23 protein-coding genes are annotated in these 23,183 nt (G+C 62.2%); 17 read left to right on the forward strand and 6 right to left on the reverse strand.

Annotated features, from left to right (window positions below):
- Both AB4Z19_RS11275 and AB4Z19_RS11280 read left to right on the forward strand, forming a co-directional pair.
- A complete protein-coding gene (locus AB4Z19_RS11275) occupies positions 1 to 1,224 on the forward strand; it encodes an MFS transporter (protein WP_442035283.1) in 1,224 nt (407 codons plus the stop codon).
- Positions 1,221 to 1,352, forward strand: coding sequence for a hypothetical protein (locus AB4Z19_RS11280; protein WP_442025970.1), 132 nt, complete (start codon positions 1,221 to 1,223; stop codon positions 1,350 to 1,352). The genes AB4Z19_RS11275 and AB4Z19_RS11280 overlap by 4 nt, the downstream gene beginning before the upstream one ends.
- Before the next feature lie 7 nt (positions 1,353 to 1,359).
- Here AB4Z19_RS11280 and AB4Z19_RS11285 read toward each other — a convergent pair whose 3' ends face one another.
- A complete protein-coding gene (locus tag AB4Z19_RS11285; protein ID WP_442025962.1) occupies positions 1,360 to 2,130 on the reverse strand; it encodes a M23 family metallopeptidase in 771 nt (256 codons plus the stop codon).
- Positions 2,131 to 2,213: 83 nt separating this feature from the next.
- Between AB4Z19_RS11285 and AB4Z19_RS11290 the strand changes: the two genes are divergently transcribed.
- The gene (locus AB4Z19_RS11290; RefSeq protein WP_442025961.1) at positions 2,214 to 2,462 is read left to right on the forward strand and encodes an AbrB/MazE/SpoVT family DNA-binding domain-containing protein; all 249 of its coding nucleotides are present in this window, start codon (positions 2,214 to 2,216) and stop codon (positions 2,460 to 2,462) included.
- A complete protein-coding gene (locus tag AB4Z19_RS11295; protein WP_442035284.1) occupies positions 2,456 to 2,776 on the forward strand; it encodes a type II toxin-antitoxin system PemK/MazF family toxin in 321 nt (106 codons plus the stop codon). The genes AB4Z19_RS11290 and AB4Z19_RS11295 overlap by 7 nt, the downstream gene beginning before the upstream one ends.
- A gap of 5 nt (positions 2,777 to 2,781) precedes the next feature.
- On the opposite strand, the gene recG is transcribed toward AB4Z19_RS11295, so the two are convergent.
- On the reverse strand, positions 2,782 to 4,860 hold the full coding sequence (recG, locus tag AB4Z19_RS11300) for an ATP-dependent DNA helicase RecG (protein ID WP_442035285.1): 2,079 nt from the start codon (positions 4,858 to 4,860) through the stop codon (positions 2,782 to 2,784).
- A gap of 65 nt (positions 4,861 to 4,925) precedes the next feature.
- On the opposite strand from recG, the gene queA reads away from it, so the two are divergent.
- From queA to AB4Z19_RS11335, 7 genes are all read left to right on the forward strand, one after another.
- The gene (gene queA / locus AB4Z19_RS11305) at positions 4,926 to 5,951 is read left to right on the forward strand and encodes a tRNA preQ1(34) S-adenosylmethionine ribosyltransferase-isomerase QueA (RefSeq protein ID WP_442028899.1); all 1,026 of its coding nucleotides are present in this window, start codon (positions 4,926 to 4,928) and stop codon (positions 5,949 to 5,951) included.
- A gap of 25 nt (positions 5,952 to 5,976) precedes the next feature.
- Entirely contained in the window at positions 5,977 to 7,116 is a 1,140-nt protein-coding gene (gene tgt, locus AB4Z19_RS11310; protein WP_442035286.1) for a tRNA guanosine(34) transglycosylase Tgt, read from the forward strand.
- A 143-nt stretch (positions 7,117 to 7,259) separates the two neighbouring features.
- Positions 7,260 to 7,538: a preprotein translocase subunit YajC gene (gene yajC, locus AB4Z19_RS11315; protein WP_442026254.1), complete on the forward strand. Its 279-nt coding sequence runs from the start codon at positions 7,260 to 7,262 to the stop codon at positions 7,536 to 7,538.
- Between the two features lie 59 nt (positions 7,539 to 7,597).
- On the forward strand, positions 7,598 to 9,466 hold the full coding sequence (gene secD / locus AB4Z19_RS11320; protein ID WP_442026253.1) for a protein translocase subunit SecD: 1,869 nt from the start codon (positions 7,598 to 7,600) through the stop codon (positions 9,464 to 9,466).
- 17 nt (positions 9,467 to 9,483) lie between these two features.
- Positions 9,484 to 10,509: a protein translocase subunit SecF gene (gene secF / locus AB4Z19_RS11325; protein ID WP_442026252.1), complete on the forward strand. Its 1,026-nt coding sequence runs from the start codon at positions 9,484 to 9,486 to the stop codon at positions 10,507 to 10,509.
- Between the two features lie 184 nt (positions 10,510 to 10,693).
- Entirely contained in the window at positions 10,694 to 12,019 is a 1,326-nt protein-coding gene (locus AB4Z19_RS11330; RefSeq protein WP_442026251.1) for an MFS transporter, read from the forward strand.
- Positions 12,019 to 14,370 (forward strand): GH36-type glycosyl hydrolase domain-containing protein, encoded by a 2,352-nt coding sequence (locus AB4Z19_RS11335; RefSeq protein WP_442035287.1) that lies wholly within the window; start codon positions 12,019 to 12,021, stop codon positions 14,368 to 14,370. The genes AB4Z19_RS11330 and AB4Z19_RS11335 overlap by 1 nt, the downstream gene beginning before the upstream one ends.
- On the opposite strand, the gene AB4Z19_RS11340 is transcribed toward AB4Z19_RS11335, so the two are convergent.
- Together AB4Z19_RS11340 and AB4Z19_RS11345 are read right to left on the reverse strand one after the other, a co-directional pair.
- Positions 14,367 to 14,861 carry a gluconokinase gene (locus tag AB4Z19_RS11340; RefSeq protein ID WP_442025581.1) on the reverse strand — a complete coding sequence of 165 codons (495 nt, stop codon included), beginning with the start codon at positions 14,859 to 14,861 and terminating at the stop codon, positions 14,367 to 14,369. The genes AB4Z19_RS11335 and AB4Z19_RS11340 overlap by 4 nt on opposite strands.
- 60 nt (positions 14,862 to 14,921) lie before the next feature.
- Complete coding sequence (locus AB4Z19_RS11345; RefSeq protein ID WP_442025582.1) at positions 14,922 to 15,950, reverse strand: LacI family DNA-binding transcriptional regulator; 1,029 nt, start codon at positions 15,948 to 15,950, stop codon at positions 14,922 to 14,924.
- Between the two features lie 82 nt (positions 15,951 to 16,032).
- On the opposite strand from AB4Z19_RS11345, the gene AB4Z19_RS11350 reads away from it, so the two are divergent.
- The 5 genes from AB4Z19_RS11350 (at position 16,033) to AB4Z19_RS11370 (ending at position 20,320) form a co-directional block, all read left to right on the forward strand.
- On the forward strand, positions 16,033 to 16,725 hold the full coding sequence (locus AB4Z19_RS11350; protein ID WP_442025583.1) for a helix-turn-helix transcriptional regulator: 693 nt from the start codon (positions 16,033 to 16,035) through the stop codon (positions 16,723 to 16,725).
- 63 nt (positions 16,726 to 16,788) lie between these two features.
- Positions 16,789 to 17,406: a glutathione S-transferase family protein gene (locus tag AB4Z19_RS11355; protein WP_442025584.1), complete on the forward strand. Its 618-nt coding sequence runs from the start codon at positions 16,789 to 16,791 to the stop codon at positions 17,404 to 17,406.
- A gap of 184 nt (positions 17,407 to 17,590) precedes the next feature.
- Positions 17,591 to 18,265, forward strand: coding sequence for a methyltransferase (locus AB4Z19_RS11360; protein ID WP_442025585.1), 675 nt, complete (start codon positions 17,591 to 17,593; stop codon positions 18,263 to 18,265).
- The gene (locus AB4Z19_RS11365) at positions 18,246 to 19,502 is read left to right on the forward strand and encodes a hypothetical protein (RefSeq protein WP_442025586.1); all 1,257 of its coding nucleotides are present in this window, start codon (positions 18,246 to 18,248) and stop codon (positions 19,500 to 19,502) included. The genes AB4Z19_RS11360 and AB4Z19_RS11365 overlap by 20 nt, the downstream gene beginning before the upstream one ends.
- Positions 19,499 to 20,320, forward strand: coding sequence for an arginase family protein (locus AB4Z19_RS11370; protein WP_442025587.1), 822 nt, complete (start codon positions 19,499 to 19,501; stop codon positions 20,318 to 20,320). Before AB4Z19_RS11365 ends, AB4Z19_RS11370 begins: the two co-directional genes overlap by 4 nt.
- Here the strand turns inward: AB4Z19_RS11370 and cysC are convergent.
- Complete coding sequence (gene cysC, locus AB4Z19_RS11375) at positions 20,311 to 20,943, reverse strand: adenylyl-sulfate kinase (protein ID WP_442025588.1); 633 nt, start codon at positions 20,941 to 20,943, stop codon at positions 20,311 to 20,313. The genes AB4Z19_RS11370 and cysC overlap by 10 nt on opposite strands.
- A gap of 7 nt (positions 20,944 to 20,950) precedes the next feature.
- Between cysC and AB4Z19_RS11380 the strand changes: the two genes are divergently transcribed.
- Positions 20,951 to 22,285, forward strand: a complete 1,335-nt coding sequence (locus AB4Z19_RS11380; protein WP_442025589.1) for an FAD/NAD(P)-binding protein — start codon at positions 20,951 to 20,953, stop codon at positions 22,283 to 22,285.
- Here AB4Z19_RS11380 and AB4Z19_RS11385 read toward each other — a convergent pair.
- Entirely contained in the window at positions 22,278 to 23,114 is an 837-nt protein-coding gene (locus AB4Z19_RS11385; RefSeq protein WP_442035288.1) for an HDOD domain-containing protein, read from the reverse strand. The two genes, AB4Z19_RS11380 and AB4Z19_RS11385, sit on opposite strands and share 8 nt — an antisense overlap.
- Positions 23,115 to 23,183: the final 69 nt, after the last annotated feature.

The following is a 23,183-nucleotide window of genomic DNA, read 5'->3' on the forward strand; positions in this document are numbered from 1 at the left end:
ATGACTGACTCCACGCGTGCCCTCGATCTGAAAACCGTCCTGATTTCGACCGGCGTCGTGCTGACGCTGGCGATGGGCGTGCGTCATGGTTTCGGTTTCTGGATGCAGCCGATTTCGCAAGCCAACGGCTGGAGCCGCGAAACCTTCTCGCTGGCGATGGCCATGCAAAACCTGCTGTGGGGCGCTTTCGGTCCCTTCGCGGGCATGGTGGCGGACCGCTACGGCACCATGCGCGTCGTGATTTTCGGAGCGTTGTGCTACATGGCGGGTCTGGTGTGGATGGCGACGGTGACGCAGCCCTTGTTGTTCGTGACCGGCTCCGGTGTGCTGATTGGGCTGGCGCTGGCCTGCACCGGATTTGGCGCCGTCAGTGGCATCATCGGGCGCGCTGCGCCGCCGGAGAAGCGTTCCTGGGCCTTTGGCGTGTCCGGCGCCGCCAGCTCCTTCGGCCAATTCCTCATGATGCCTGTCGAGCAGGTGCTGATTTCCACGATGGGCTGGCAGAACGCCTTCTTCCTGCTGGCTTCCGCTGTGATCTTCCTGATGCTGCTGGCCTCGCGCAATCTGCGTGAGCCGAAGCACGAAGTGGCCGCGGGTGGACATCATCAAAGCATTGGCGAAGCGTGGCGCGAAGCCGTGCGCAACCGCTCCTTCCTGCTGCTGCTGGCAGGGTATTTTGTGTGCGGCTTCCAGGTCGTGTTCATCGGCGTGCACCTGCCGGCCTACCTGAAGGACAAAGGCATCGCCAACGCGAGCGTTGCGGTGATGGCGCTGGCGCTGATTGGCCTGTTCAATATCTTCGGCTCCTTCACTGCGGGGCAACTGGGCGGCAAGCTGCCCAAGCGCTATCTGCTGTCCTTCATTTACTTCGCCCGTTCAGTGGTGATTTCCCTGTTCCTGCTGGCGCCCCTGTCGCAATGGTCGGTCTACGTGTTTGCCGCGGCCATGGGCTTCCTGTGGCTGTCCACCGTACCGCTGACTAATGGGATTATCGCCAGCGTGTTTGGGCTGAAGCATATGTCCATGCTGGCGGGCGTGGTGTTCTTCTCCCACCAGATCGGCAGCTTCCTCGGCGTGTGGCTGGGTGGTTATCTGTTCGACCTGCGCGGCAACTACGACATCGTATGGGGCATCGCCATCGCCCTCGGCGTGATGGCCGGCCTGGCTAATTTGCCGATCAACGAGCGCCCGCTGGTGCGCGAACCTCAGCTCAAGGCGGCATGATGAAAACCACGATCATGAAGGCAGCAGCATGGACGGCGATCGCCGCCGTGCTGGCGCTCGCCTTCATGGCTTACCTGCGGCCGGATTTCATGCTCGATCTGGCCAACCGCATTTACCTCTGCTTCTGACGCCAGATCAGGCGTGTTTCTTGGAGCGGCTGGATTTGTGCGAGGACGCGGACTTGCTGCGTTTGGAGGACGAAGATGCAGCGTGATGGTGTTCAGATGAAGATTTGGCGCGCTTGTAGCCGGCAGTGCTGGTCTTCGGCGCGGTAAAGGTCATTTCCGGGCCGGTGAACTGTTTGGCGTTCACGGCGGAGGTGAGGGCGCCGTCTTCCAGGTTGGCCAGCAGGTTTTTCGGGTCGATGCGCTGACCGTCCTTGAAGGCTTCCAGGTGCAGGTGCGGACCGGTGGAGTGTCCGGTCGAGCCGGACAGGCCGATCGGTTCGCCGGCGGCTACTTCGTCGCCGACGTTCACGGAGCGCTTGGTCAGGTGCGCGTACAGCGAACGCAGACCATTCAGATGCTCAATTACAACAACCTCACCGTATTTCTTATCACCTTCATAACGATTGGTCGAGGCGACGACCACGCCGCCCTGGGTTGCCATCACTGGCGTGCCCACCGGCGTGGAAAAATCTACACCACCGTGCGCGCGATGGCCGCGCAGGGCGCCGAAGAAGCTGCTCACGCGGATATTCTTCAGCGGCATCACCCACTTGGCGAAAAAGCCGGGCTTTTCCTCCTTGGCCTGCACTGGCGTCGGGGCAAGAGCCGGCACTGGCACGGCTGCGGGAGCCTGAGCCACCACAGGCGCAGCCGCCGGCGTTTCCTGCTCGGCAGCTACGGCCGGGAGGAAACACGCTGCCAATGCGACAGAAGTGATGATTTTGGTAAATTTTTTCATGAGCGGGTGAGTGTCGCACACCGCCCGGCGTCACGCAAGACTGTTCGCATGGTATAACATGGTTATAACGTTTGGAGGCAGTTATGCGCACAACAATTCGCCGAATTGGAAATTCGAAAGGGATGATCATTCCGTCAACCCTGCTCGCCGAAGTGGGTTTGGTCGATGAAGCGGAAATTACCGTGGTGGACGGCGCGCTGGTGATTCGGCCGCCAGCCAAACCTGTTCGCAAGGGCTGGGCTGAGGCCAGCAAAGCAATTGCGGAGGCTGAAGATGATGCGCTGGTCCTTCCAGAGTTCGCCAACGAAGGCGATGAAGGGCTGGTATGGTGAAGCGCGGAGAGATCTGGCTCGTCAATCTTGATCCGACAGTCGGGAGCGAAATTCAGAAATCTCGTCCTTGCGTGGTCGTATCGCCGCCCGAAATGCATGAGTATTTGCGTACCGTGATCGTGGCGCCCATGACGACCGCGAGCCGTCCGGCGCCATTCCGCATCGATGTAACGCACAGCGGCAAGAAGGGGCTGATTTTGCTGGACCAGCTACGTACCGTTGATAAATCGCGCCTCGTCAGCAGATTGGGGGCCGTCTCCAGAACCACACTGGCCGCCACACTACAGGCACTGCAAGAAGCCTTCGCCGAGTAGGCGCGTCAGACCTTCAGGAATTCCTCGCGGCCGCCGAGCCAGCGTTCGAGGTGGGCTTCGACGGTGGCGGTGTTTTCGGGGGTGGGCTCTTGCAGCAGGTGGTGGGCGATGTCGCGGGCCTGGTCGACCAGCCAGCCGTCGGTTTCGAGGTCGGCGAAGCGCAGCATGGCCTGGCCGGACTGGCGGGCGCCGAGGAATTCGCCGGGGCCGCGGATTTCGAGGTCGCGGCGGGCGATTTCGAAACCGTCCGTGGTTTCGCGCATGGTTTGCAGGCGCTGCTTGGCGACGGGGCCTAGCGGGCTTTGATACATCAGCAGGCAAACCGATGCGGCCGAGCCGCGGCCGACGCGTCCACGCAGCTGGTGCAGCTGCGATAAGCCGAAACGCTCGGCATGTTCGATCACCATCAACGAGGAATTCGGCACGTCCACGCCGACTTCAATGACGGTGGTGGCAACCAGCACGTGCACATCACCAGCGGCGAAGGCGTCCATCACCTCGGCTTTTTCGGCCGGCTTCAGGCGGCCGTGTACCAGGCCGACGCGCAGGTCGGGCAGGGCTTCGCACAGGGTTTCGTAGGTTTCGGTGGCGGTTTGCAGTTGCAGCGCTTCGGATTCTTCGATTAGCGGGCAGACCCAGTAAGCCTGGCGTCCTTCCAGCGCGGCGGCGTGTACGCGGGCGATCACTTCGTCGCGGCGGTTCTGGTCCACCACGGCGGTGACGATAGGCGTGCGGCCCGGCGGCAGTTCGTCGATCACCGAGACTTCAAGATCGGCGTAGTAGGTCATCGCCAGCGTGCGCGGGATCGGCGTGGCGGACATCATCAGCTGGTGCGGCACCAGACCGCGGCTGCCCTTGTTGCGCAGGGTCAGTCGCTGGCCGACACCGAAGCGGTGCTGCTCGTCCACGATCACGAGGCCGAGTTTGTGGAAGTTCACCGTATCCTGAATGATGGCGTGCGTGCCGATCACCAGTTGTGCTTCGCCCGATTCGACCAGCGCTATCGTGGCTTCCTTTTCCTTCTTCTTCAGGCTGCCCGTCAGCCACGCCACGTTGACGCCTAGCGGTTCCAGCCACGCGGCAATCTTGCGGAAGTGCTGGTCGGCCAGGATTTCGGTCGGCGCCATCAGCGCGGCCTGGTAGCCGCTGTCGATCGCTTGCGCAGCGGACAGCGCGGCCACAATCGTCTTACCGCTGCCGACGTCGCCCTGCAGTAGTCGCTGCATCGGGAAGTGTTCTTTGATATCGGCGCGGATTTCTTTCAACACGCGCTGCTGCGCGCCGGTCAGCTTGAACGGCAGGGAGGCTTCAAAGGCTTTCGACAGTTCGCCCACTTTCTTCAGAGCCGTCGCGCCTTTCGCGCGGCGTGCACGCTGGGCGCGTTTCAGAGATAGCTGCTGCGCCAGCAGCTCGTCGAACTTCATGCGCGTCCATGCCGGATGCGAGCGGTCGGCCAGCGCGTGTTCATCGGCGCTTGCGGGCGGATAGTGCAGGGCTTTCACCGCAGGCTCGAACGCGTGAAGACGCATGCGCAGCAGGATTTCATGCGGCACCGTGTCGGTCCAGTCAATGCGCTTCATCGCATCGGCAATCGCGCGGCGCAGTACCAGCTGGGACAAGCCTTCGCCCGATGGATACACGGGGGTGAGGGAAGTCGGCAGCGGCGCGCCTTCGTTCACCACCTTGTACGCCGGGTGTACCATCTCCGCGCCAAAGAAGCCATGCCGCACCTCGCCGCGTGCACGTACGCGCGTGCCCTCGGCCAGTTGCTTGACCTGGCTGCCGTAGAAATTCATGAAGCGCAGCTGGATATCGCCCGTCTCGTCCACGATGTGCACCAGCAGCTGGCGGCGCGGCTTGTAGGCGATTTCGTTTTTCGTGACCACGCCCTCGACCTGCGACACCTGTCCGCCGCGCAGGCACGCCTCGCGGATGGTCAGGACCTCCGTCTCGTCTTCATAGCGCATGGGCAGATGCAGCACCAGATCCATATCCGAGCGCAGACCAAGCTTGGCGAGCTTGCTCTCGGCGGTGGCGGCGGGTTTCTTTGCAGCGGCGGGCTTCTTTTGCTTCGTTTCAGGCATTTTTGCGCGATTTTTGGGCAGATGGCGTAAAATAGAGGGTTGCCCAACAGTTTCCGTAGTCCGTAATGTACTCGCTATCAGATTTCGATTTTAACTTGCCGCCAGAGCGTATTGCGCAATTTCCGCTTCCGGACCGCAGCGCGTCCCGCCTTCTGCATGTAGATGGCAAGGATCTGCACGACCGCCAGTTCACCGACATCATCGACCAGCTGCAAGCCGGCGACCTGCTCGTGATGAACAATACGCGCGTGCTGAAGGCGCGCTTCTTTGGTGTGAAGGACAGCGGCGGCAAGGTCGAGGCGCTGGTGGAGCGCGTGCTGGATACGCGCACCGTGCTGGCCCAGTTGCGCGCGTCGAAGTCGCCTGGTCCCGGCGTGAAGATCCGACTGGCCGATGCGTTCGACGTGACCGTCGGCGAGCGCGCGGGCGAGTTCTTTACCCTGCATTTCGATGCCGACGTGTTCGACCTGATCGAGCAATACGGCCGCCTGCCGCTGCCGCCTTATATCGAGCACGCGCCGGGTGAAGTGGACGAAACGCGTTACCAGACCGTCTTCAACAAGGTACCGGGCGCTGTCGCTGCGCCGACCGCCGGCCTGCACTTCGACGAAGCACTGCTGGCACGCCTGAAAGAAAAGGGTGTGAAGTTCGCCTATGTCACGCTGCACGTGGGCGCTGGCACCTTCCAGCCTGTGCGCACCGAGAATCTGTCCGAACACAAGATGCACACGGAGTGGTACACGATCGGCCAGGAGACTGTCGATGCCGTGCGCGAAGCCAAAGCGGTGGGCCGCGATGTGATCGCCGTGGGCACGACCTCGCTGCGCGCGCTGGAGTCGGCTTCGCAATCCGGCGAGCTGGTAGCAGGCAGCGCCGATACGGCCCTGTTCATCACGCCGGGCTACAAGTTCAAGACGGTCACGCGCCTGATTACCAACTTCCACCTGCCGAAATCGACACTGTTGATGCTCGTTTCGGCCTTTGCCGGCTTTACCGAGATCCGCCACGCTTACCAGCACGCGATCGCCAATGAATACCGCTTCTTCAGCTACGGCGATGCCATGCTGCTGACCACGCACAACCGCGCCTGAGCGCCGGTGCCAAAGGAATAGTTAAATGCTGGAATTTAAACTCATCAAGAAAGACACCACCGGCAAGACGCACGCCCGCCGCGGCACCGTCAAGCTGAATCACGGCGAAGTGCAGACGCCGATCTTCATGCCGGTTGGTACCTATGGCTCGGTGAAGGCGATGTCGCCGCTGGAGCTGAAGGAAATCGGCGCGCAGATCATTTTGGGCAATACCTTCCACCTGTGGCTGCGTCCTGGCAACGACGTGATGTCGAAGTTCGGCGGCCTGCATGGCTTCATGGGCTGGGACAAGCCTATCCTGACCGACTCCGGCGGCTTCCAGGTGTTCTCGCTGGGCGAGATGCGCAAGATCACGGAAGAGGGCGTGCACTTCAACTCACCCATCAATGGTGACAAGCTGTTCCTGTCGCCGGAAATCTCGATGCAGATCCAGCGCGTGCTGAATTCCGACATCGTGATGCAGTTCGACGAATGCACGCCGTACGAAATCAACGGCCGTCCGGCCACGCTGGATGAAGCGGCCAAGTCGATGCGCATGTCCCTGCGCTGGGCCCAGCGTTCGATGGATGAATTCAAGCGCGGCGAGAACCCGAACGCGCTGTTCGGCATCGTCCAGGGCGGCATGTTCGAATCCCTGCGCGACGAATCGCTGGAAGGCCTGGAAAAGATCGACTTCCCCGGCCTGGCGATTGGCGGCTTGTCGGTCGGCGAGCCGAAGGAAGACATGATGCGCGTGCTGGAACACTTCGGCCCGCGCCTGCCGGAAAACAAGCCGCACTATCTAATGGGGGTCGGCACGCCGGAAGACCTGGTGGCGGGCGTATCGAACGGCGTCGACATGTTCGACTGCGTGATGCCGACCCGGAACGCCCGCAATGGCTGGATCTTCACCCGCTTCGGCGACATCAAGATCAAGAACGCGCGTTATAAGGATGATAAGGAACCGCTGGACCCGACCTGCTCCTGCTACGCCTGCCGTAACTTCAGCCGCGCCTACCTGCACCACCTGCACCGTGCGCAGGAGATTCTGGGGGCGCGCCTGAACACCATCCACAATCTGCACTATTACCTGGACATCATGCAGCAGATGCGCGATGCCCTGGACGAAGACCGCTTCCCGGACTGGGTAAAACAGTTCCACGCGGACCGCGCGCGTGGTGTTTAAGCAAACTATTGCAAAAAGTGATATAGGCCCCAATCTCGGCCACTTCAGCGGGTGCTAGAATACAGCGCTTATTTTTTCAAACACTAATTGGAGTCACCGTGTTCATTTCCAACGCATATGCTCAAGGCGCTGATGCTGCAACCATGAGCAATTTGTCTACTTTCCTGCCGCTGATCCTGATGTTCGTGGTCATGTACTTCCTCATGATCCGTCCGCAGCAGAAGCGCGCCAAGGAACAGAAGGCCATGATGGACGCACTGGCCAAGGGCGACGAAGTGGTTACCGCCGGCGGCATGCTGGGCAAAGTGGCCAAGGTGACCGACGCCTATGTGACGGTTGAAGTTTCGCAAGGCACCGAAATCGTGGTGCAGAAAGCTTCGATCACCACCCTGCTGCCGAAGGGCACGCTCAAGGGTCTGTAAGAAAACCGGTGCGGGCGGCCACGAGCCGCCCGCTTTGTGTTGACTGAACGCTGAAGAATATGAATCGCTATCCCCTCTGGAAATATATCCTGATCGTCGTCGTGGTGCTGCTGGGCGCACTCTACACGGCGCCAAACTACTTCGGCGAATCGCCCGCCCTGCAGATCACCAGCGGCAAAGCCACCCTCAAGGTGAGCAGCGCTGTGGCGACGCAGGTGGAGGAGGTCCTGAAGAAGGACAATATCAAACAGGACGGCATCACCTTCGATCCGAGCGTCACCCACTCCGTGAAAGTGCGCTTCCCGGATACCGACGCCCAGTTCAAGGCCCGCCTGGCACTGGACAAAGGCCTGAACCCCGATCCGAACGATCCAAGCTATATCGTGACGGTCAACCTGATGCCGAACACCCCGCAATGGATGCAATCGCTGCGCGCGCTGCCGATGTACCTCGGCCTGGACTTGCGCGGCGGCGTGCACTTCCTGATGCAGGTGGACACCAAGGCTGCGCTGACCAAGCGTATCCAGGGCATCCAGGCTGCCGTGCGTAGCGACCTGCGCGACAAGAATGTGCGCCACGCCGGCATCGACCGCGTGGGCAATTCGGTGTTGATCAAGTTCCGCGACGATGCGACCCGCAAGGCCGCCGAAGCCGTGCTGACCGACCGCCAGCCTGACGTCGCCTTTGCTGAAGGCACAGACGGCGCCGACCTGACCCTGACCGTCACCCTGAAGCCGGCCGCCCTGAAAGCGACTCTGGACAACGGCGTGCAGCAGAACATTGCCACTCTGGGCAAGCGCGTGAATGAACTGGGCGTGTCCGAGCCGGTGATTCAGCAGCAGGGCGCCGACCGCATCGTTGTGCAGCTGCCTGGCGTGCAGGACGTGGCCCGCGCCAAGTCCATCATCGGCCGCACTGCGACCCTGGAAGTGCGCATGGTGGACGACACCATCACCCCAGGCACCGAGCTGACCTCCGCGATTCCGTACAACTCCGAGCTGTTCACCGTCGGCAAGAACGTGCCAGTGGTACTGACCAAGGACGTGGTGCTGTCCGGCGACTACATCTCCAGCGCCACCGCCACCTTCGACCAGAACCAGCAGCCGGCCGTGAGCCTGGACCTGAACGGCGACGGCGGCCGCAAGATGCGCGAAGCGACCCGCGAGCGCGTCGGCAAGCGCATGGCGATCGTGCTGTTCGAGAAGGGCAAGCCGGAAGTGCTGAGCGTTGCCACCATCCAGTCCGAATTGGGCAGCAAGTTCCAGATCACCGGCATGGGCAGCATCGAGAACTCCACTGAACTGGCGCTGCTGCTGCGCGCCGGTGCGCTGTACGCGCCGATGGAAGCCATCGAAGAACGCACCATCGGCCCGCAGCTGGGCGCCGAGAACATCGCCAAGGGCTTCCACTCCACGATGTACGGCTTCGCGGCGATCGCGATCTTCATGATCATCTACTACATGCTGTTCGGTTTCTTCAGCGTGCTGGCGCTGGGCATCAACCTGCTGCTGCTGGTGGCCCTGCTGTCCATGATGCAGGCCACCCTGACCCTGCCGGGTATCGCCGCAATCGCGCTGGCGCTGGGTATGGCAATTGACGCCAACGTGCTGATTAACGAGCGTATCCGCGAAGAGCTGCGCGCGGGCGCCAATCCGCAGGCGGCCATCTCCGTCGGCTTCGACCACGCATGGCACACCATTCTGGACTCCAACGTCACCACCCTGATCGTGGGCCTGGCGCTGCTGGTGTTCGGTTCGGGTCCGGTGCGCGGCTTTGCCGTGGTGCACTGCCTGGGTATTCTGACCTCGATGTTCTCCGCCGTCTTTGTATCGCGTGGCGTGGTGAACCTGTGGTACGGCCGCAAGAAGAAGCTGCAATCCCTGTCCATCGGCACCGTTTGGGTGCCTGGCGGCTCCGCAGCGAAGTAATCGAATAAGAGGACGACATGGAATTTTTCCGCATCCGTAAAGACATCCCCTTCATGCGCCACGCGTTGATCTTCAACGTGATTTCGGCGCTGACCTTCGTGGCGGCTGTTTTCTTCCTGGTTCACAAGGGCCTGCATTTCTCCGTCGAATTCAAGGGCGGCACCGTGATGGAAGTGCAGTACCATCAGGCGGCCAACCTGGAGAAGATCCGTCATACGCTGGAAGGCATGGGCTATGAACAGCCTGAAGTCACCAGTATCGACACCGCACGCGACGCCATGCTGCGCCTGCCGATCAAGCCGGGCCTGTCCAGCGACAAGACTTCGCAAACGGTCTTCGCTGAGCTGTGCAAGGTGGAAGGCGGCAGCGTCAAGGCCTTCGACAGCGTGACCGCCAAGGGTGAACACGTGAACAAGACCGGCTGCGCGGACGCCGCCGGTAACGAAGTGATCTCGCTGCAGAAGGCCGAATTCGTCGGCCCGCAGGTCGGTGAGGAACTGGCGCAGAACGGCCTGAATGCTCTGGTGATGGTGGTGATCGGCGTGATGATCTACCTGGCCATCCGCTTCGAATGGAAATTCGCAGTGGCGGCGATTATCGCTAACTTGCACGACGTGGTGATCATCCTGGGCTTCTTCGCCTTCTTCCAGTGGGAATTCTCGCTGACCGTGCTGGCGGCGGTACTGGCGGTGCTGGGCTACTCGGTCAACGAGTCGGTGGTTATCTTCGACCGTATCCGCGAAAACTTCCGCAAGCAGCGCAAGATGAGCGTGCGTGAAGTGATCGACAATGCGATCACCTCCACCATCTCCCGTACCATCATTACCCACGGCTGCACGCAGATGATGGTGCTGTCCATGCTGTTCCTGGGCGGCCCGACCCTGCACTTCTTCGCGATCGCGCTGACCATCGGCATCTGCTTCGGTATTTACTCCTCCGTGTTCGTGGCGGCTGCCGTCGCAATGTGGCTGGGCGTGAAGCGTGAAGACCTGATCAAGCCGGTCAAGGAAAAGAACGACGAAACAGGCGGCGCCGTCGTTTAAACCGACAGCATTTGCCCGCAAACGAAAGCGGCCCGCATGGGCCGCTTTTTTTATGTTGACAGGCGGGCGGCTTTGTTTGATGATAGCGCTATCATGATCCGATGGCAGGTGGGGTACACTCTCCCTAGCCTGTTTCTGCTGCGCGGGCGCGTGCTTCGCGCAGCACTTTTTTTGAGAGGTTGATGTGGTCCTGACCTGGCGGGAGAAAATCAGCTATGGCATCGCGGACATGGGCTTCAATTTTTATTGGGCCAATATCGCCACGTTCATGCTGATCTTCTATACGGACGTTTTCGGCATTTCCGCCGCGGCCGCCGCGTCGATGATGTTCCTCATTAAGATCATCAATGCTTTCACGGACCCGATGATTGGCGCAGCGGCCGACCGCACCGCCAGCCGTTTCGGAAAATTCCGCCCTTATCTGCTGTGGATGGCCGTGCCGCTGGCCGGCGCCGCCGTGCTTACCTATACCACGCCCAATCTCTCCGCCGACGGCAAACTGGTGTGGGCTTATGCGACCTATCTGCTGATGATGGTGTGCTACACCGGCATCAACATTCCCTACAACGCCCTGTCCGGCGTGATGTCTGCCGATCCGCAGGAGCGTTCCACCATCAATGGCCTGCGTTTCATTTTTGCGTTTGGCGGCAGTACCCTGGTGACGGCCGCCACGCCCGCCATGGTGCACTGGCTGGGTGGCGGCAATGAAAAATTGGGCTGGCAGCTGACGATGATCGCCTGGGGCATCGCGGCCTCCATTCTGTTCGTGCTGACCTTCGCCAACACGCGCGAGCGCATCGCGCCGCCTGAGGGCCAGAAGACCAATGTCTGGCAGGACGTGCGCGATCTGGCGGGCAACCGGCCATGGATCGTGCTGTTCTTCCTGGCGCTGATCATCATGGTCACCATTACGCTGCGCACCACCACGGCGGCTTACTACTTCAAGTATTACGTGGGCCGTCCGGATCTGATGGCGGCCTTTGTGCCGGCCTATATGCTGTCCGCCGCTGCCGGCGCCTCACTGACGCCGGTGATGACGCGCTTCGCGGACAAGAAGACACTGATGATCTTCCTGATGTCCACCACCGCCGTGCTGTCGGCCGTATTCTTCATCGTGCCGAAGGACCAGATCTGGCTGATGTTCGCGCTGCAGATCGGCATGGGCCTGGTGCTGGGGCCGAAGTCGCCGCTGGCTTTCTCGATGTATGCCGACACCGCCGACTACAACCAGTGGCGCACCGGCCGCCGCGCCACCGCCATGACCTTCGCTGCCGCCACCTTCTCGCAAAAACTGGGCACTGCGCTGGCGGTGGCCGTGATCGGCTCCCTGTTCACGGCGCTGGGCTATGTGCCGAACGCTGCGCAGTCCACCGGCTCTCAAGCGGGCATCGTGTGGCTGATGTCCCTCATTCCCGCAGCCTTCGCCTTGCTGGCGGTGGCCGTCATGTTCTTCTATAACCTGGACAGCAAAACGCTGAAACAGATACAGTCCGACCTGGAGTCAAGATAATGCTTCGCCCGATCGACAACGGTGACCGCTACGAACTGCTGTCGCCCACCGCCATGCGGCGCGCCGCAGGCTTCCTGTGGAACCGCAAAATGATGATTCAGATGAACTGCCGCGGCTATGCCGTGGCGCAGTTCATGCAGCCCGAGCCTGCGAAATACGCGCACGCGCCGAACCTGGAGGCGAAGACTTTCATGCAGCCGGAGCAGGGCTACTACGCCCATCATCCGGGCCGCTTCTTCTATATCAAGGACGAAGAGACGGGCGAGTTCTTCTCGGCGCCGTACGAGCCGGTGCGCGCCAAGGTGGACAGCTTCAGCTTCGTCGCTGGCAAGAGTGATATCGCATGGACCGTCGAACATCTGGGCCTGCGCGTGCAGATGGAACTGGGCCTGCCGGTCGATGACGTGGCCGAACTGTGGTCGCTGCGCGTGACCGATCTTTCCGGGCGTGCGCGCCGCATCAGCGTCTATCCCTACTTCCCGATTGGCTATATGTCGTGGATGAACCAGTCTGGCGAATACCGCGCGGACCTGGGCGGCATCGTTGCCAGCTGCGTGGCGCCGTATCAGAAAGTGGCCGATTACTTCAAGCAGAAGGACTTCAAGGACAAGACTTACTTCCTGTGCGAGACGCCACCCGATGCGTGGGAAGTCTGCCAGGAAGCGTTCGAAGGCGAGGGCGGGCTGCATGCCCCGTCCGCGCTGGCGCAGCCGGCGCTGGCGGGCGGCGATGCGCGCTACGAAACACCTGCCGCCGTGGTGCAATACCGCGTCGCGCTGGCCGCCGGTGCGAGCCGCGACTATCGCTTCCTGTTCGGCCCCGCGCTGGATGACGACGAAATTCGGGCCATGCGCGAGAAATACCTGTGCGCCGAAGCCTTCGCCGCGGCGAAACATGATTACGCCGAATACGTCGAGGGCGGCTACGGCTGCCTGTCGATCGAAACGCCGGATCTGGAGTTGAATAACTTCGTGAATCACTGGCTGCCGCGCCAGGTTTTCTATCACGGCGACGTGAACCGCCTGAGCACCGACCCGCAGACGCGCAACTACCTGCAGGACAATATGGGCATGGCCTTCATCAAGCCCGAAGTCGCACGCGCTGCCTTTGTGCACGCGCTGGGCCAGCAGGAAGTGTCGGGCGCCATGCCGGACGGGATTCTGCTGTACGAAGGCGCCGAGCTGAAATACATCAACCAGGTGCCGCACACCGACCACTGCGTGTGGCTGCCGGTCTGCATGAAGGTCTATCTGGACGAAACCGGCGACTATGCGCTGCTGGAACAAAAGGTAACCGGTACCGACGGCAAAACACTGACGGTAGCGCAGCGCATGTCCGCCGCGATGGACTGGCTGATGAAGGACCGCGATGAGCGTGGCCTGAGCTTCATCGCACAAGGCGACTGGTGCGATCCGATGAATATGGTTGGCTACAAAGGCAAGGGCGTTTCCGGCTGGCTGACGGTGGCCGCTGCCTATGCGATGAACCTGTGGTCCGATATGTGCGCACAGTGCGGCGACAAGGCGGGCGCCGATAAATACAAGGCAGGTGGCGCGGCGCTGAACGCGGCCGCCAACCAGCACCTGTGGGATGGCCGCTGGTTCGCGCGCGGCATCACCGACGACAATGTCGTCTTCGGCGTCGCGGCGGATAAGGAAGGCCGCATCTACCTCAACCCGCAAGCCTGGTCGATGCTGAGTGGCGCCGCCAGCGCCGGACAGCGCGCAACCATGCTGGACGAAGTCGAACAGCAGCTATACACGCCCTACGGTGTGCAGATGTTCGCGCCACCGTATTCGAAGATGCGCGACGACGTGGGCCGCGTCACGCAAAAGCATCCCGGCTCGGCGGAGAACGGCGCCGTGTACAACCACGCTGCGGTCTTCTTCATCTACAGCCTGTATCACGGCGGCGAAACCGAGCGCGCCTGGAAGCTGCTGCGCCAAATGATTCCGGGGCCGGACCAGGCGGATTATCTGCAGCGCGGCCAGTTGCCGATCTTCATTCCGAACTACTACCGCGGCGCCTGGAAAGAATACCCGCGCACGGCGGGCCGTTCCAGCCAGCTGTTCAACACGGGCACCGTGTCCTGGGTCTACCGTTGTGTGATCGAGGGCTTGTGCGGATTGCAGGGCGATGCGGATGGGCTGCGTATCGTGCCGCAGTTGCCGAAGGAATGGCCGGGCATGAAGGCCGTGCGCCGCTTCCGTGGCGCCATGTTTGACGTGAATATCCGCCGCACCGGCGGCGACAAGGTGCGCGTGTGGTGCAACGGCGAAGAACTGCCGGATGCACACATCGGCAACATCGAGCCGGGCCAGCGCTACCAGCTCGACGTCACCATTCCTTAAGCGCGGAGGATCTCCTCCACCAGCTGGGCTGGTTCCTTGCGGATGTCGAGGATCAGCCCGGCTTCATCGTCGTCCAGCGGCTCCAGCGCGGCGCATTGGCTGTCCAGCAGCGACAGCGGCATGTAGTGGTTCACGCGCGCCAGCATGCGCTGAGCAATCACTTCGCGGCTGCCGCTCAGGTGCGCAAAACGCAGCGCGGGATCGGCGGCCCGCAGCTGGTCGCGATAGCGCCGTTTCAGCGAAGAGCAGGACAGCACCAGGCCTTCGCCTTGGTCAACTGCCTTGAGGATTTGTTCAGCCAGGCTGGCCAGCCAGCCCGCGCGGTCTGCATCGTTCAGCGGAACACCGGAGCGCATCTTCGCGACGTTTTGCGGCGAATGGAAGGTGTCGCCCTCAAGGAAAGGCACGCTCAAATTCTCCGCCAGCCGCTTGCCCACCAAGCTCTTGCCGCAGCCGCTGACGCCCATCATTACCCATCGCTTTTTGCTCATGATTTCCTTAAATGATAGCGCTATCAGTTTAGACCAAAGCGCCCGTCAAGGGCAAGCGCTTTAGGCGCTTTCGCGCGCCATCAAGGTGAATCCGAGATCGATGCTATGGGCCGCCGGTTTTTCGCCGCGGATTGCGGCATGCAGCAGGGTCGCGGCCTCGAAACCGATCTGGTAGCGCGGCGTGGCGATGGTGGTGACGGATGGCTTCATCCATGCCGATGCAGGCAAGTCGTTGAAACCGCACACGGCCAGCTGTTCCGGCACATTAATGCCGCGCCGCTGGCATTGGTAGACCGCGCCGTGCGCCAGGTCGTCGTTGCAGCAGAAGATCGCGTCCAGGTTGGGAATGCGCGACAGCATGCGGCCCAGCAGTTCCGCTCCCAGCGCAATGGTGGAAGGATCGGGCACCATCACCTCCAGCTTTGGGTCGGCCATGCCGGCCTCCTGCATCGCCTTGCGGTAGCCATCGCGGCGGCGCAGGGTACGTTCGTCCAGCTGGGCGCCCATGAAACCGATGCGCTTGTGGCCCTTCTCAATCAGGTAGCGCGCCATGGTGTAGCCGGCGTCGAACTGGGAGAAGCCGACCGACATCGCCGCCGGATTGGGCGAGATGTCCATCATCGACACCACCGGCACGCGCGAGGTGGCCAGCATCTGGTTCACGCGATCGCTGTGATTCAGGCCGGACAGCAGGATGCCGTCCGGATTCGACTGCATATGCGCCGACAGCAGCTTTTCCTCTTCCGCATCCGAATAGCGGGTATTGCCGATCAGGAGCTGGTAGTTGGCGGGATCAAGGGCGGCCTGGATACCGGCCAGAACGTCGGTAAACACGGCGTTGGACAGCGAGGGCACCAGCACCACGATCACATTCGAATGGGCGGACGCCAGCGCGCGCGCCGCGCGGTTGGGCACATACCCCAGCTGCTGGATCGCCTCTTCCACGCGTTGCCGCAGAATGGACGACACCAGGTCGGGCTGATTGATGGCACGGGATGCCGTCATCGGCGCTACACCGGCGAGGTTGGCGACATCGGTGAGGGTGACTTTGCCGCTGGCGCGGCTTTTAACGGAAGGACTTTTGCTCATTAACGGGATTTCGCCATGAAACCCCTAGGCTGTCAATTCTAATTGCCGTGTTAAGCTCCCCGCTCCAACAAAAGGGAGACAAATGAGCCGTACCGGACGCCTGTTCCAGCTGATGGACGCCTTGCGCGGCAATCGCCGCCCCGTCACCGCCGCCGCGCTGGCGGAACGGCTGGGCGTGTCCGAACGGACCATTTACCGCGACATGCAGACCCTGACCGAGCTGGGTGCGCCGGTGGAAGGATCGGCGGGGCTGGGCTATCTGCTGCGCAGCGGCTTCTTTCTGCCGCCGCTGATGTTCGGCGCCGACGAGCTGGAAGCCCTGGTGCTGGGTGCACGCTGGGTGCGGCGGCAGGGCGACCCTGCACTGGCCGAGGCGGCGTCCAGCGCGCTCGCCAAAATCGCCACCGCCACGCCGAAGGACCTGCGCGACGATATGGCCGATACCAGCCTGTGGGTGCCGCTGGTGAACGAGGAGGCCGCATTCGAGGTCCACGTGCAGCCCGCGCGCGAAGCGATCCGGCGCCAGCACAAGCTGCGCATCCGCTACAACGATTTGCAGGGGGCGGCGTCCGAGCGCGTGGTGTGGCCGTTTGCACTGGCCTTTTACGACGGCAAACGTCTGCTGGCCGCGTGGTGCGAACTGCGCCAGGCGAACCGCCACTTCCGTATCGACCGCATCGAACATGCCGAGCCGCTGACGGAACGCTACCCCATGCCGCGCCATGCCCTGCTCAAGCGCTGGCGTGAAGAAAACGGCATTCCCGAAGACTCCTGACAGAAACTGACAGGGCAGGGCGATAGCATGGCTCCATTCGATCAACACTTAATGGAGTTCACCATGCGTCTGTACCACCACCCGATTTCTTCCAATGCCCGCCGTGTATTGATGGTCGTGTCGCATCTCGGCATTCAGCTCGAAGAGACTGTGATCGACCTGATGAGCGAAAACGACCGCCGGCTTTTGCTGGAAGTAAATCCGAACTGCAAAGTGCCTGTGCTGGAGGACGACGGCCTGCTGCTGTGGGAGTCCGCTGCCATCATGCAATACCTGGCGGATAAGGTACCTGGCAACGCGCTGTATCCGCACGATCCGAAAGCGCGGGCCGATATCAATCGCTGGATGTTCTGGGCCTGCCAGCACTTCTCGCCGGCCATCGGCGTGCTGGTGTGGGAGAACGTGTGGAAGAAATTGGTCACCGGCATGGACGCTGATCCTGCCGAGCTCGCACGCGGCAGCAGCGATCTGCACGACTTCGCGAAAGTGCTTGATGGACATCTCGCGCAGCGCGAATGGACTTGCGGAAATTCCGTGACGCTTGCTGACTACACCTTGGCGGCACCCCTGATGTACATGGACAAAGCGAAGCTTCCGCTCGCGCAATATCCGCATCTCATCGCATGGTTCGCACGCATGCAAGCCTTGCCGGCATGGGCGCAAACACAGGTCGCGTGGTAATTTGTGAGTTTGTGTGAAGTGCCGCACATTGTGCAGGACGTGCGAGGCTTAATATGGACTCGTCTCTTTCAGGACATCCCTAGTTTTGGACTTAGCCCGCTTTCGAGCGGGCATTTTTTTTGTTAGCATGTTCGGCACCTGAAGCTGCATGAAACGCCTATCGCTTTGCAAGGAGTGATCGATCATGGAGACCGCAGCACCTGCCGAAGCCAGCATCGACCGCTGGCAACAGAAACGCCAGCAAGCCTTCAAGGATATTCCTGACGAAGGCCGCACTATCCGCTATCTCGGAAAAGACTTTCACGTTTATCCCAACACCTTCTGGCCATTCAACGACAGCCAGCCGTTGGTGCGCAACTTCAAGATCGAGCCTGGCGACAGTGTGCTCGATGTGGGCACGGGTTCCGGGGTGATTGCCGTTTTCGCCTGCTACCGCGGGGCTTCGCGCGTGCTGGCGCTGGACATCAATCCGGCCGCCATTCGCAGCGCGAAGCGGAACGCGCACGATCATGGTTTCGACGGCGTGATGGAAGTGCGCCGTTCCAACTTGTTTGAAAAGGCGGGTGACGAACAGTTTGACGTCATCACCGCGAACCTGCCTTTCCGCAATAAGCACGCGCACGATGTGGTGGCGCGTTCGCAGTGGGACACCGACTTCCGCACCAACACTGAATTCTTCGCGCAGGTGCGCCGCCATCTGAAGCCCGGCGGACGCATCTACTTCGCCCATTCCAATTTCGGCGCGCCGGATGCAGTGCGGCGGTTGGCGAAAGAGGCGGGCTTCTCGATTCGTATGATGGCGCGCTCGCCGGCTGCAAAAGCCGAGGCCAAACAGTTCTATGCCTTCCTCATCAAATAAGGGCTTGCTGGACGCGGTCAACGCCATGCGCGCGGTGGCGCATTTGCCGTGGCGCGACAAGGTCAAACGTGTCGGCGTGATTCTGACCTCGTCGCGCTCGGGTTCCAGCCTGCTGAAAGGCGTGCTGTCGGCACACGAAGGCATTGCGGCGCTTGATGGCGAGGCTGAGCCGTATCTCGCGCTGACCGGCAATGGCTTCGGCTTCAACGCGGAGAGCGATGCCTTCAATGTGCCCGTCAACGCTGATGCGCTGGCCGATTGCATCTTCGATGGTCTGAGCGTCGCCGGCGAATTCATGCCGCCGCTGCCGGCATTGCAGGCGCGCTGGGAACGCCGCTTGCTGATGCAGTTTCCCGCGCTGTTCACGCAGCGTGACGAGCATGGACAGCTGCGGCACGTGCTGGATGAAACGCTGGCGCACGTCATGCGCTATCAGCACGAGATGTCGGAGCGAGAACTGCAGCGCATCGTGCTGTCCGCTGTGTACTGGCGCGAGCCGTGGCGCCTGGATTATTACGACGGCCGTCTGGGGCCCGGCGTTGCGGGCTTCTTCAATGAACCCGCCAAGATCGAGGAACCACCGTTCGTGCTGCCTTCGCTGTTCCGGCGTCCCTTCATCAGCGACGATGCCGAAGACAAGGTGCTGCTCTTCAAAACACCATCGGACGCTTATCGCATCGGCCTGTATGAGCAGCTTTTCCCGCAAGCGGAAATTCGCTACATCCACCTCACGCGCGGTTACGCGCAAACGGTGAATGGACTGATGGATGGCTGGCTGTCGCATTACGGCTTCTTTGCGCACGATATGGCGCGCGCTGGACACACGCTGGATATTGTCGGCTATTCCGAGCGCCAGCCTTTCGGCCGCGGCTGGTGGAAATTCGATCTGCCGCCGGATTGGCACACCCTGTCCGGCGCGAGCCTGGAAGAAGTTTGCCTGCATCAGTGGCAGTCCTGCCATCGTGCGATCCTGGACAGCGGCGTACCAGCGCTGCGCGTGGCCTTCGAAGACTTCCTCGCGGCGCCTGGCGAAACGAGCGAAGCAATCTTCGACTGGCTCGGCTTGCCGACGCTTCCGAAAGCGCCCGTGTTGCCGGTAACGATGGCCACTGAAGCGCCGCAGCCCGGCCGCTGGCGCAAGCGCAGCCATCTCCTGCTCGCGCTGGGCCAGCGTACCGATGTGGCGGAGATGATGCAGGCCCTCGGCTATCACATGGAGCCGGAGGGCTGGCAGTGAACCGCCGCCTGCTGGTGCCGTATCTGATGGGACAGCACCGTGCGGGCCTGGCGCGCGTGCGCGAATTGGATGTGCAGCCGTGGAATGTGATCGATGTCGCCGAATGCGCCGCGACCGCAATTGCCGACCGCAATGAGCAGATGCGGAACATGGGCAGGATTTATGCACGGCTGGCATCGGCGGTGCGCGAGGCGGCGCAAGCCGGCGAGCGGCCTGTCAGCATATCGGGCGATTGCGTGTCGACGCTGGGCGTGATGGCGGGACTGCAGCAGGCGGGCCGGGAGCCGCAGCGCATGTTGTGGCTTGATGCGCATGGCGACTTCCATACCTGGGGCACCACGCAGACCCAGTACCTCGGCGGCATGCCGCTGGCGATGCTGGTTGGCCGTCCGGACCGGCGTAGCGAAGCACGTGGCGGCATCGATGCATTGCGTAATGCGGTCGGCTTGCAGGCTTATCCAGAGCAGCACGTGCTGCTGTCCGATGCGCGCGACCTTGATCCCGGTGAAGATGAAGCCTTGCGCAATTCGCAGGTGGAGGTGTGCCGCATCAATGACATCATGCCGCGCCTGTCGCCGCACGAAAGCCTGTACCTGCATTTCGATACCGACGTGCTGGATGCGGAGCAGGAGATGCCTGCGCTGAAGTATCACGTGAAGGCCGGGCCGCGCATTGCGGATATCGCAGCCTTGTTCCGCCAGCTGCGCAATTTTCCTCTGGTGGCGGTGTCGGTATCAGCCTGGCATGCGGAGAAGGATGAAGGCGACCATGCGGCGCGCATATGCCTTGAGCTGCTGGATACGCTGCTTCAGGCGTAGTGGCGGGCATTGATGACGCCTTTCTGTCGCAAGGCGATCAGCACCTGGCGCGTTGCGGCGTCGGCGCCGAGGTGGTCGGTGTCGAGTACGAGTTCTGGTTTCTGGGGTTCTTCGTAGGGCGATGAGATGCCAGTGAAGTGTGCGATTTCGCCGGTGCGTGCCTTGCGGTACAGGCCTTTCACGTCGCGCTGTTCGCATACGGCGGCCGAGCAGCGGCACCAGGTTTCAATGAAGTCGCCGGGCAGCATCAGGGCACGCGCGCGAGCGCGGTCCGATGCGAAAGGCGAGATGAAGGCGGCCAGCACGATCATGCCTGCGTCCACAAACAGGCGTGCGGTTTCGGCGGCGCGCCGCACGTTCTCGGTGCGCGCTTCGGGACTGAAGCCAAGGTCAGCGCACAGCCCGTGGCGCAAGTTGTCGCCATCAAGAACGAAGGCACGGCAGCCGGCTTTCGTCAGCTGCTCTTCGACTGCCAGGGCGAGTGTGGTTTTGCCCGAGCCGGACAAGCCGGTGAACCAGACCACGGCGGCGCGGTGGCCATTCAGCTCCTCGCGCTGCCTGCGCGATACGGCGCCATGCTGCCAGACGATGTGCTTGTTGTTCATGTCGATCAATATACTCATCTAAGCGATGCGCACGATACTGATTGTTGGAGCAGGGTTTTGCGGCGTTGCGTGCGCGGTACAGCTGCTGCGCTCCGGCGCGCGCGTGCTGCTGCTCGAACGCGCGCGGCTTGGCGGCTTAGCTTATGCATGCTGCGGCGCTGAGCATTTGCTCAATGTCCCGGCGGGCAAGATGAGCGCCTTCGATGACGATGCGGACAGCTTCGTGCGATTCGCAGGCTCGCGCGCTTCGGACTTTGTGCCGCGGCGCGTTTATGGCGACTACCTTGCCGCACTTGTCGGCGAGGCGGCGCGAACGGCAGGTGATCGCCTCACGCGCGTGTCCGGCCAGGCCATTGCACTACGCCGAGATGGTGCAGGCATGATCGCCACGCTGGCCGACGAGCGCATCCTGCATGCTGATCGCGTGATCCTGGCCACCGGCCACTTTCCACCCTGCGACCCGCTCCGTTCCGCACACGGCTGGCGCGGCTTGCATCACGGCGGCGCCGGTGACGATGGCGATCACCCGCGGCGGGAGGGCGCGCGCTACCTGGCCGATCCTTGGGATGGACGGGCGCTGGCGGCGGTGCATCCTGCGGAGCCGGTGCTGTTGCTGGGCAGCGGATTGACGGCAGTGGACATGGCGCTGACCCTGCTCGCGCGCGGGGCGCGGCAGATCACCATGCTGTCGCGCCATGGGCTGCTGCCGCAGGCGCATCGCGGCTTGCGCGGGCCACCGCCGGCGCAGGACATCGGCCCCCAAGCCTTATGGGGCGATGCGAATACGGTGCGGGAGCAGTTGCGCGGACTGCGCCGCTTCCTGCGCGCGGCTGGCACGGCATGCGACTGGCGCGATGCAATGGTGGCGCTGCGCCCGCATGCGCCGGCGATCTGGCAGGCCTGGACTGAGCGCGAACGGCAGCGCTTTCGGCGCCACGTGCAGGCGTACTGGGACAATCACCGCCACCGTATATCGCCCACCGCATATGAGCCGCTGCAACGGGCGCTGATGGATGGCCGCCTGCGTGTGATGGCGGGGCGGGTGCTTGAATGCACGGAGGACGATGAGCGCGTGCGTGTCACCTTGCGCCGGCGTGGCGCGGCGGATGGCCAGCAACTGGTCGTGGCGCGGGTGATTAACTGCACGGGAAGCTGCGCGTCGCCAGTGCATTGCGATGATCCGCTGATCGCCGGCTTGGTGAGCGCGGGCGCGCTGAAGCAGGACGGGAGCGTGGCGCCAGCGTGGGCGGACCGGCTCGATTACGTCGGCCCCTGGCTGAAAGCAAAATATTGGGAAGCGACCGCGGTGCCCGAGCTGCGGCGATTCGCAGCGCTGGCCGCAGCGCGGGCGCTTACATGAGCAGTACGTCGGTCAGCGACTTGACCTCGTCCGAAGATTCGTTCATGACCGCAGTCAGCGTGCCTTCGCCGACCGCGAAATCGATGGTGTGCGCGGACACCGGCGTAGTCGCCCCAGGCGGCGTATGGAGAGGCGAGGGCACCGGCGCCAGATCGTTTGCCAGCAGCAGCGTATCGCCCAGCGTTTCCGGCGGCAGCGCGCGCATGCCGGTCCACATGGCCTCCACGGCTTCCATCACGTTCTCAGGAATCATCAGCTTTTGCAGCACGCCGCGGCCAATGGCGACCTCGCCGTGCTCGACCCATTCCTCCGGCTCGCCTTCCATCACCTGCGGATAAGTTTCAGCCTGGGCCAGCATATAGAAGCCGCCGACTTCGTGGACGATGCCGGCAAACAGCGCGGTATCCGGATCGACATGGCTGACCCGGCGCGCAATCACCTGCGCCAGCGCCGCCACGTGGGCCGTATGCTCCCATAGCTGCGCCGCCTTGGCTTTCAAAAGGGGATTGCGGATCTTGCTGCCCAGCTGGCGCATGATCAGCGATGCGACCAGTGACTGCAGCGTGCGCACGCCCAACCGGTGCACGGCCGACCGCACCGAGGAAATTTCCATCCCCGAACGGTTGTACGCAACGGAATTGGCGATTGCCACGGTGCGTGCGGCCATCAGCGGGTCAGCCTGAATCAGCTTGGCCGCGTGGTCGACATGGCAATTGGGATCGTTGAGCGCCTGCTGAAGCTTCAGCGAGGCGTTCACATTGGTGGGGAAAGCGAGCTCACCGCGGCCGGCTTGCTCCGCGATGGCTTTAAAGGCGTCCAGTCTGTCCATGCGAAAATTATATGCAAAAATTGCCCCAAAGAACTATTTTGAGACAAAAATAACGATGAATTTTTCCGC

Source organism: Pseudoduganella sp. RAF19, from assembly GCF_052114165.1.
Taxonomy (GTDB): Bacteria; Pseudomonadota; Gammaproteobacteria; order Burkholderiales; family Burkholderiaceae_D; genus Rugamonas.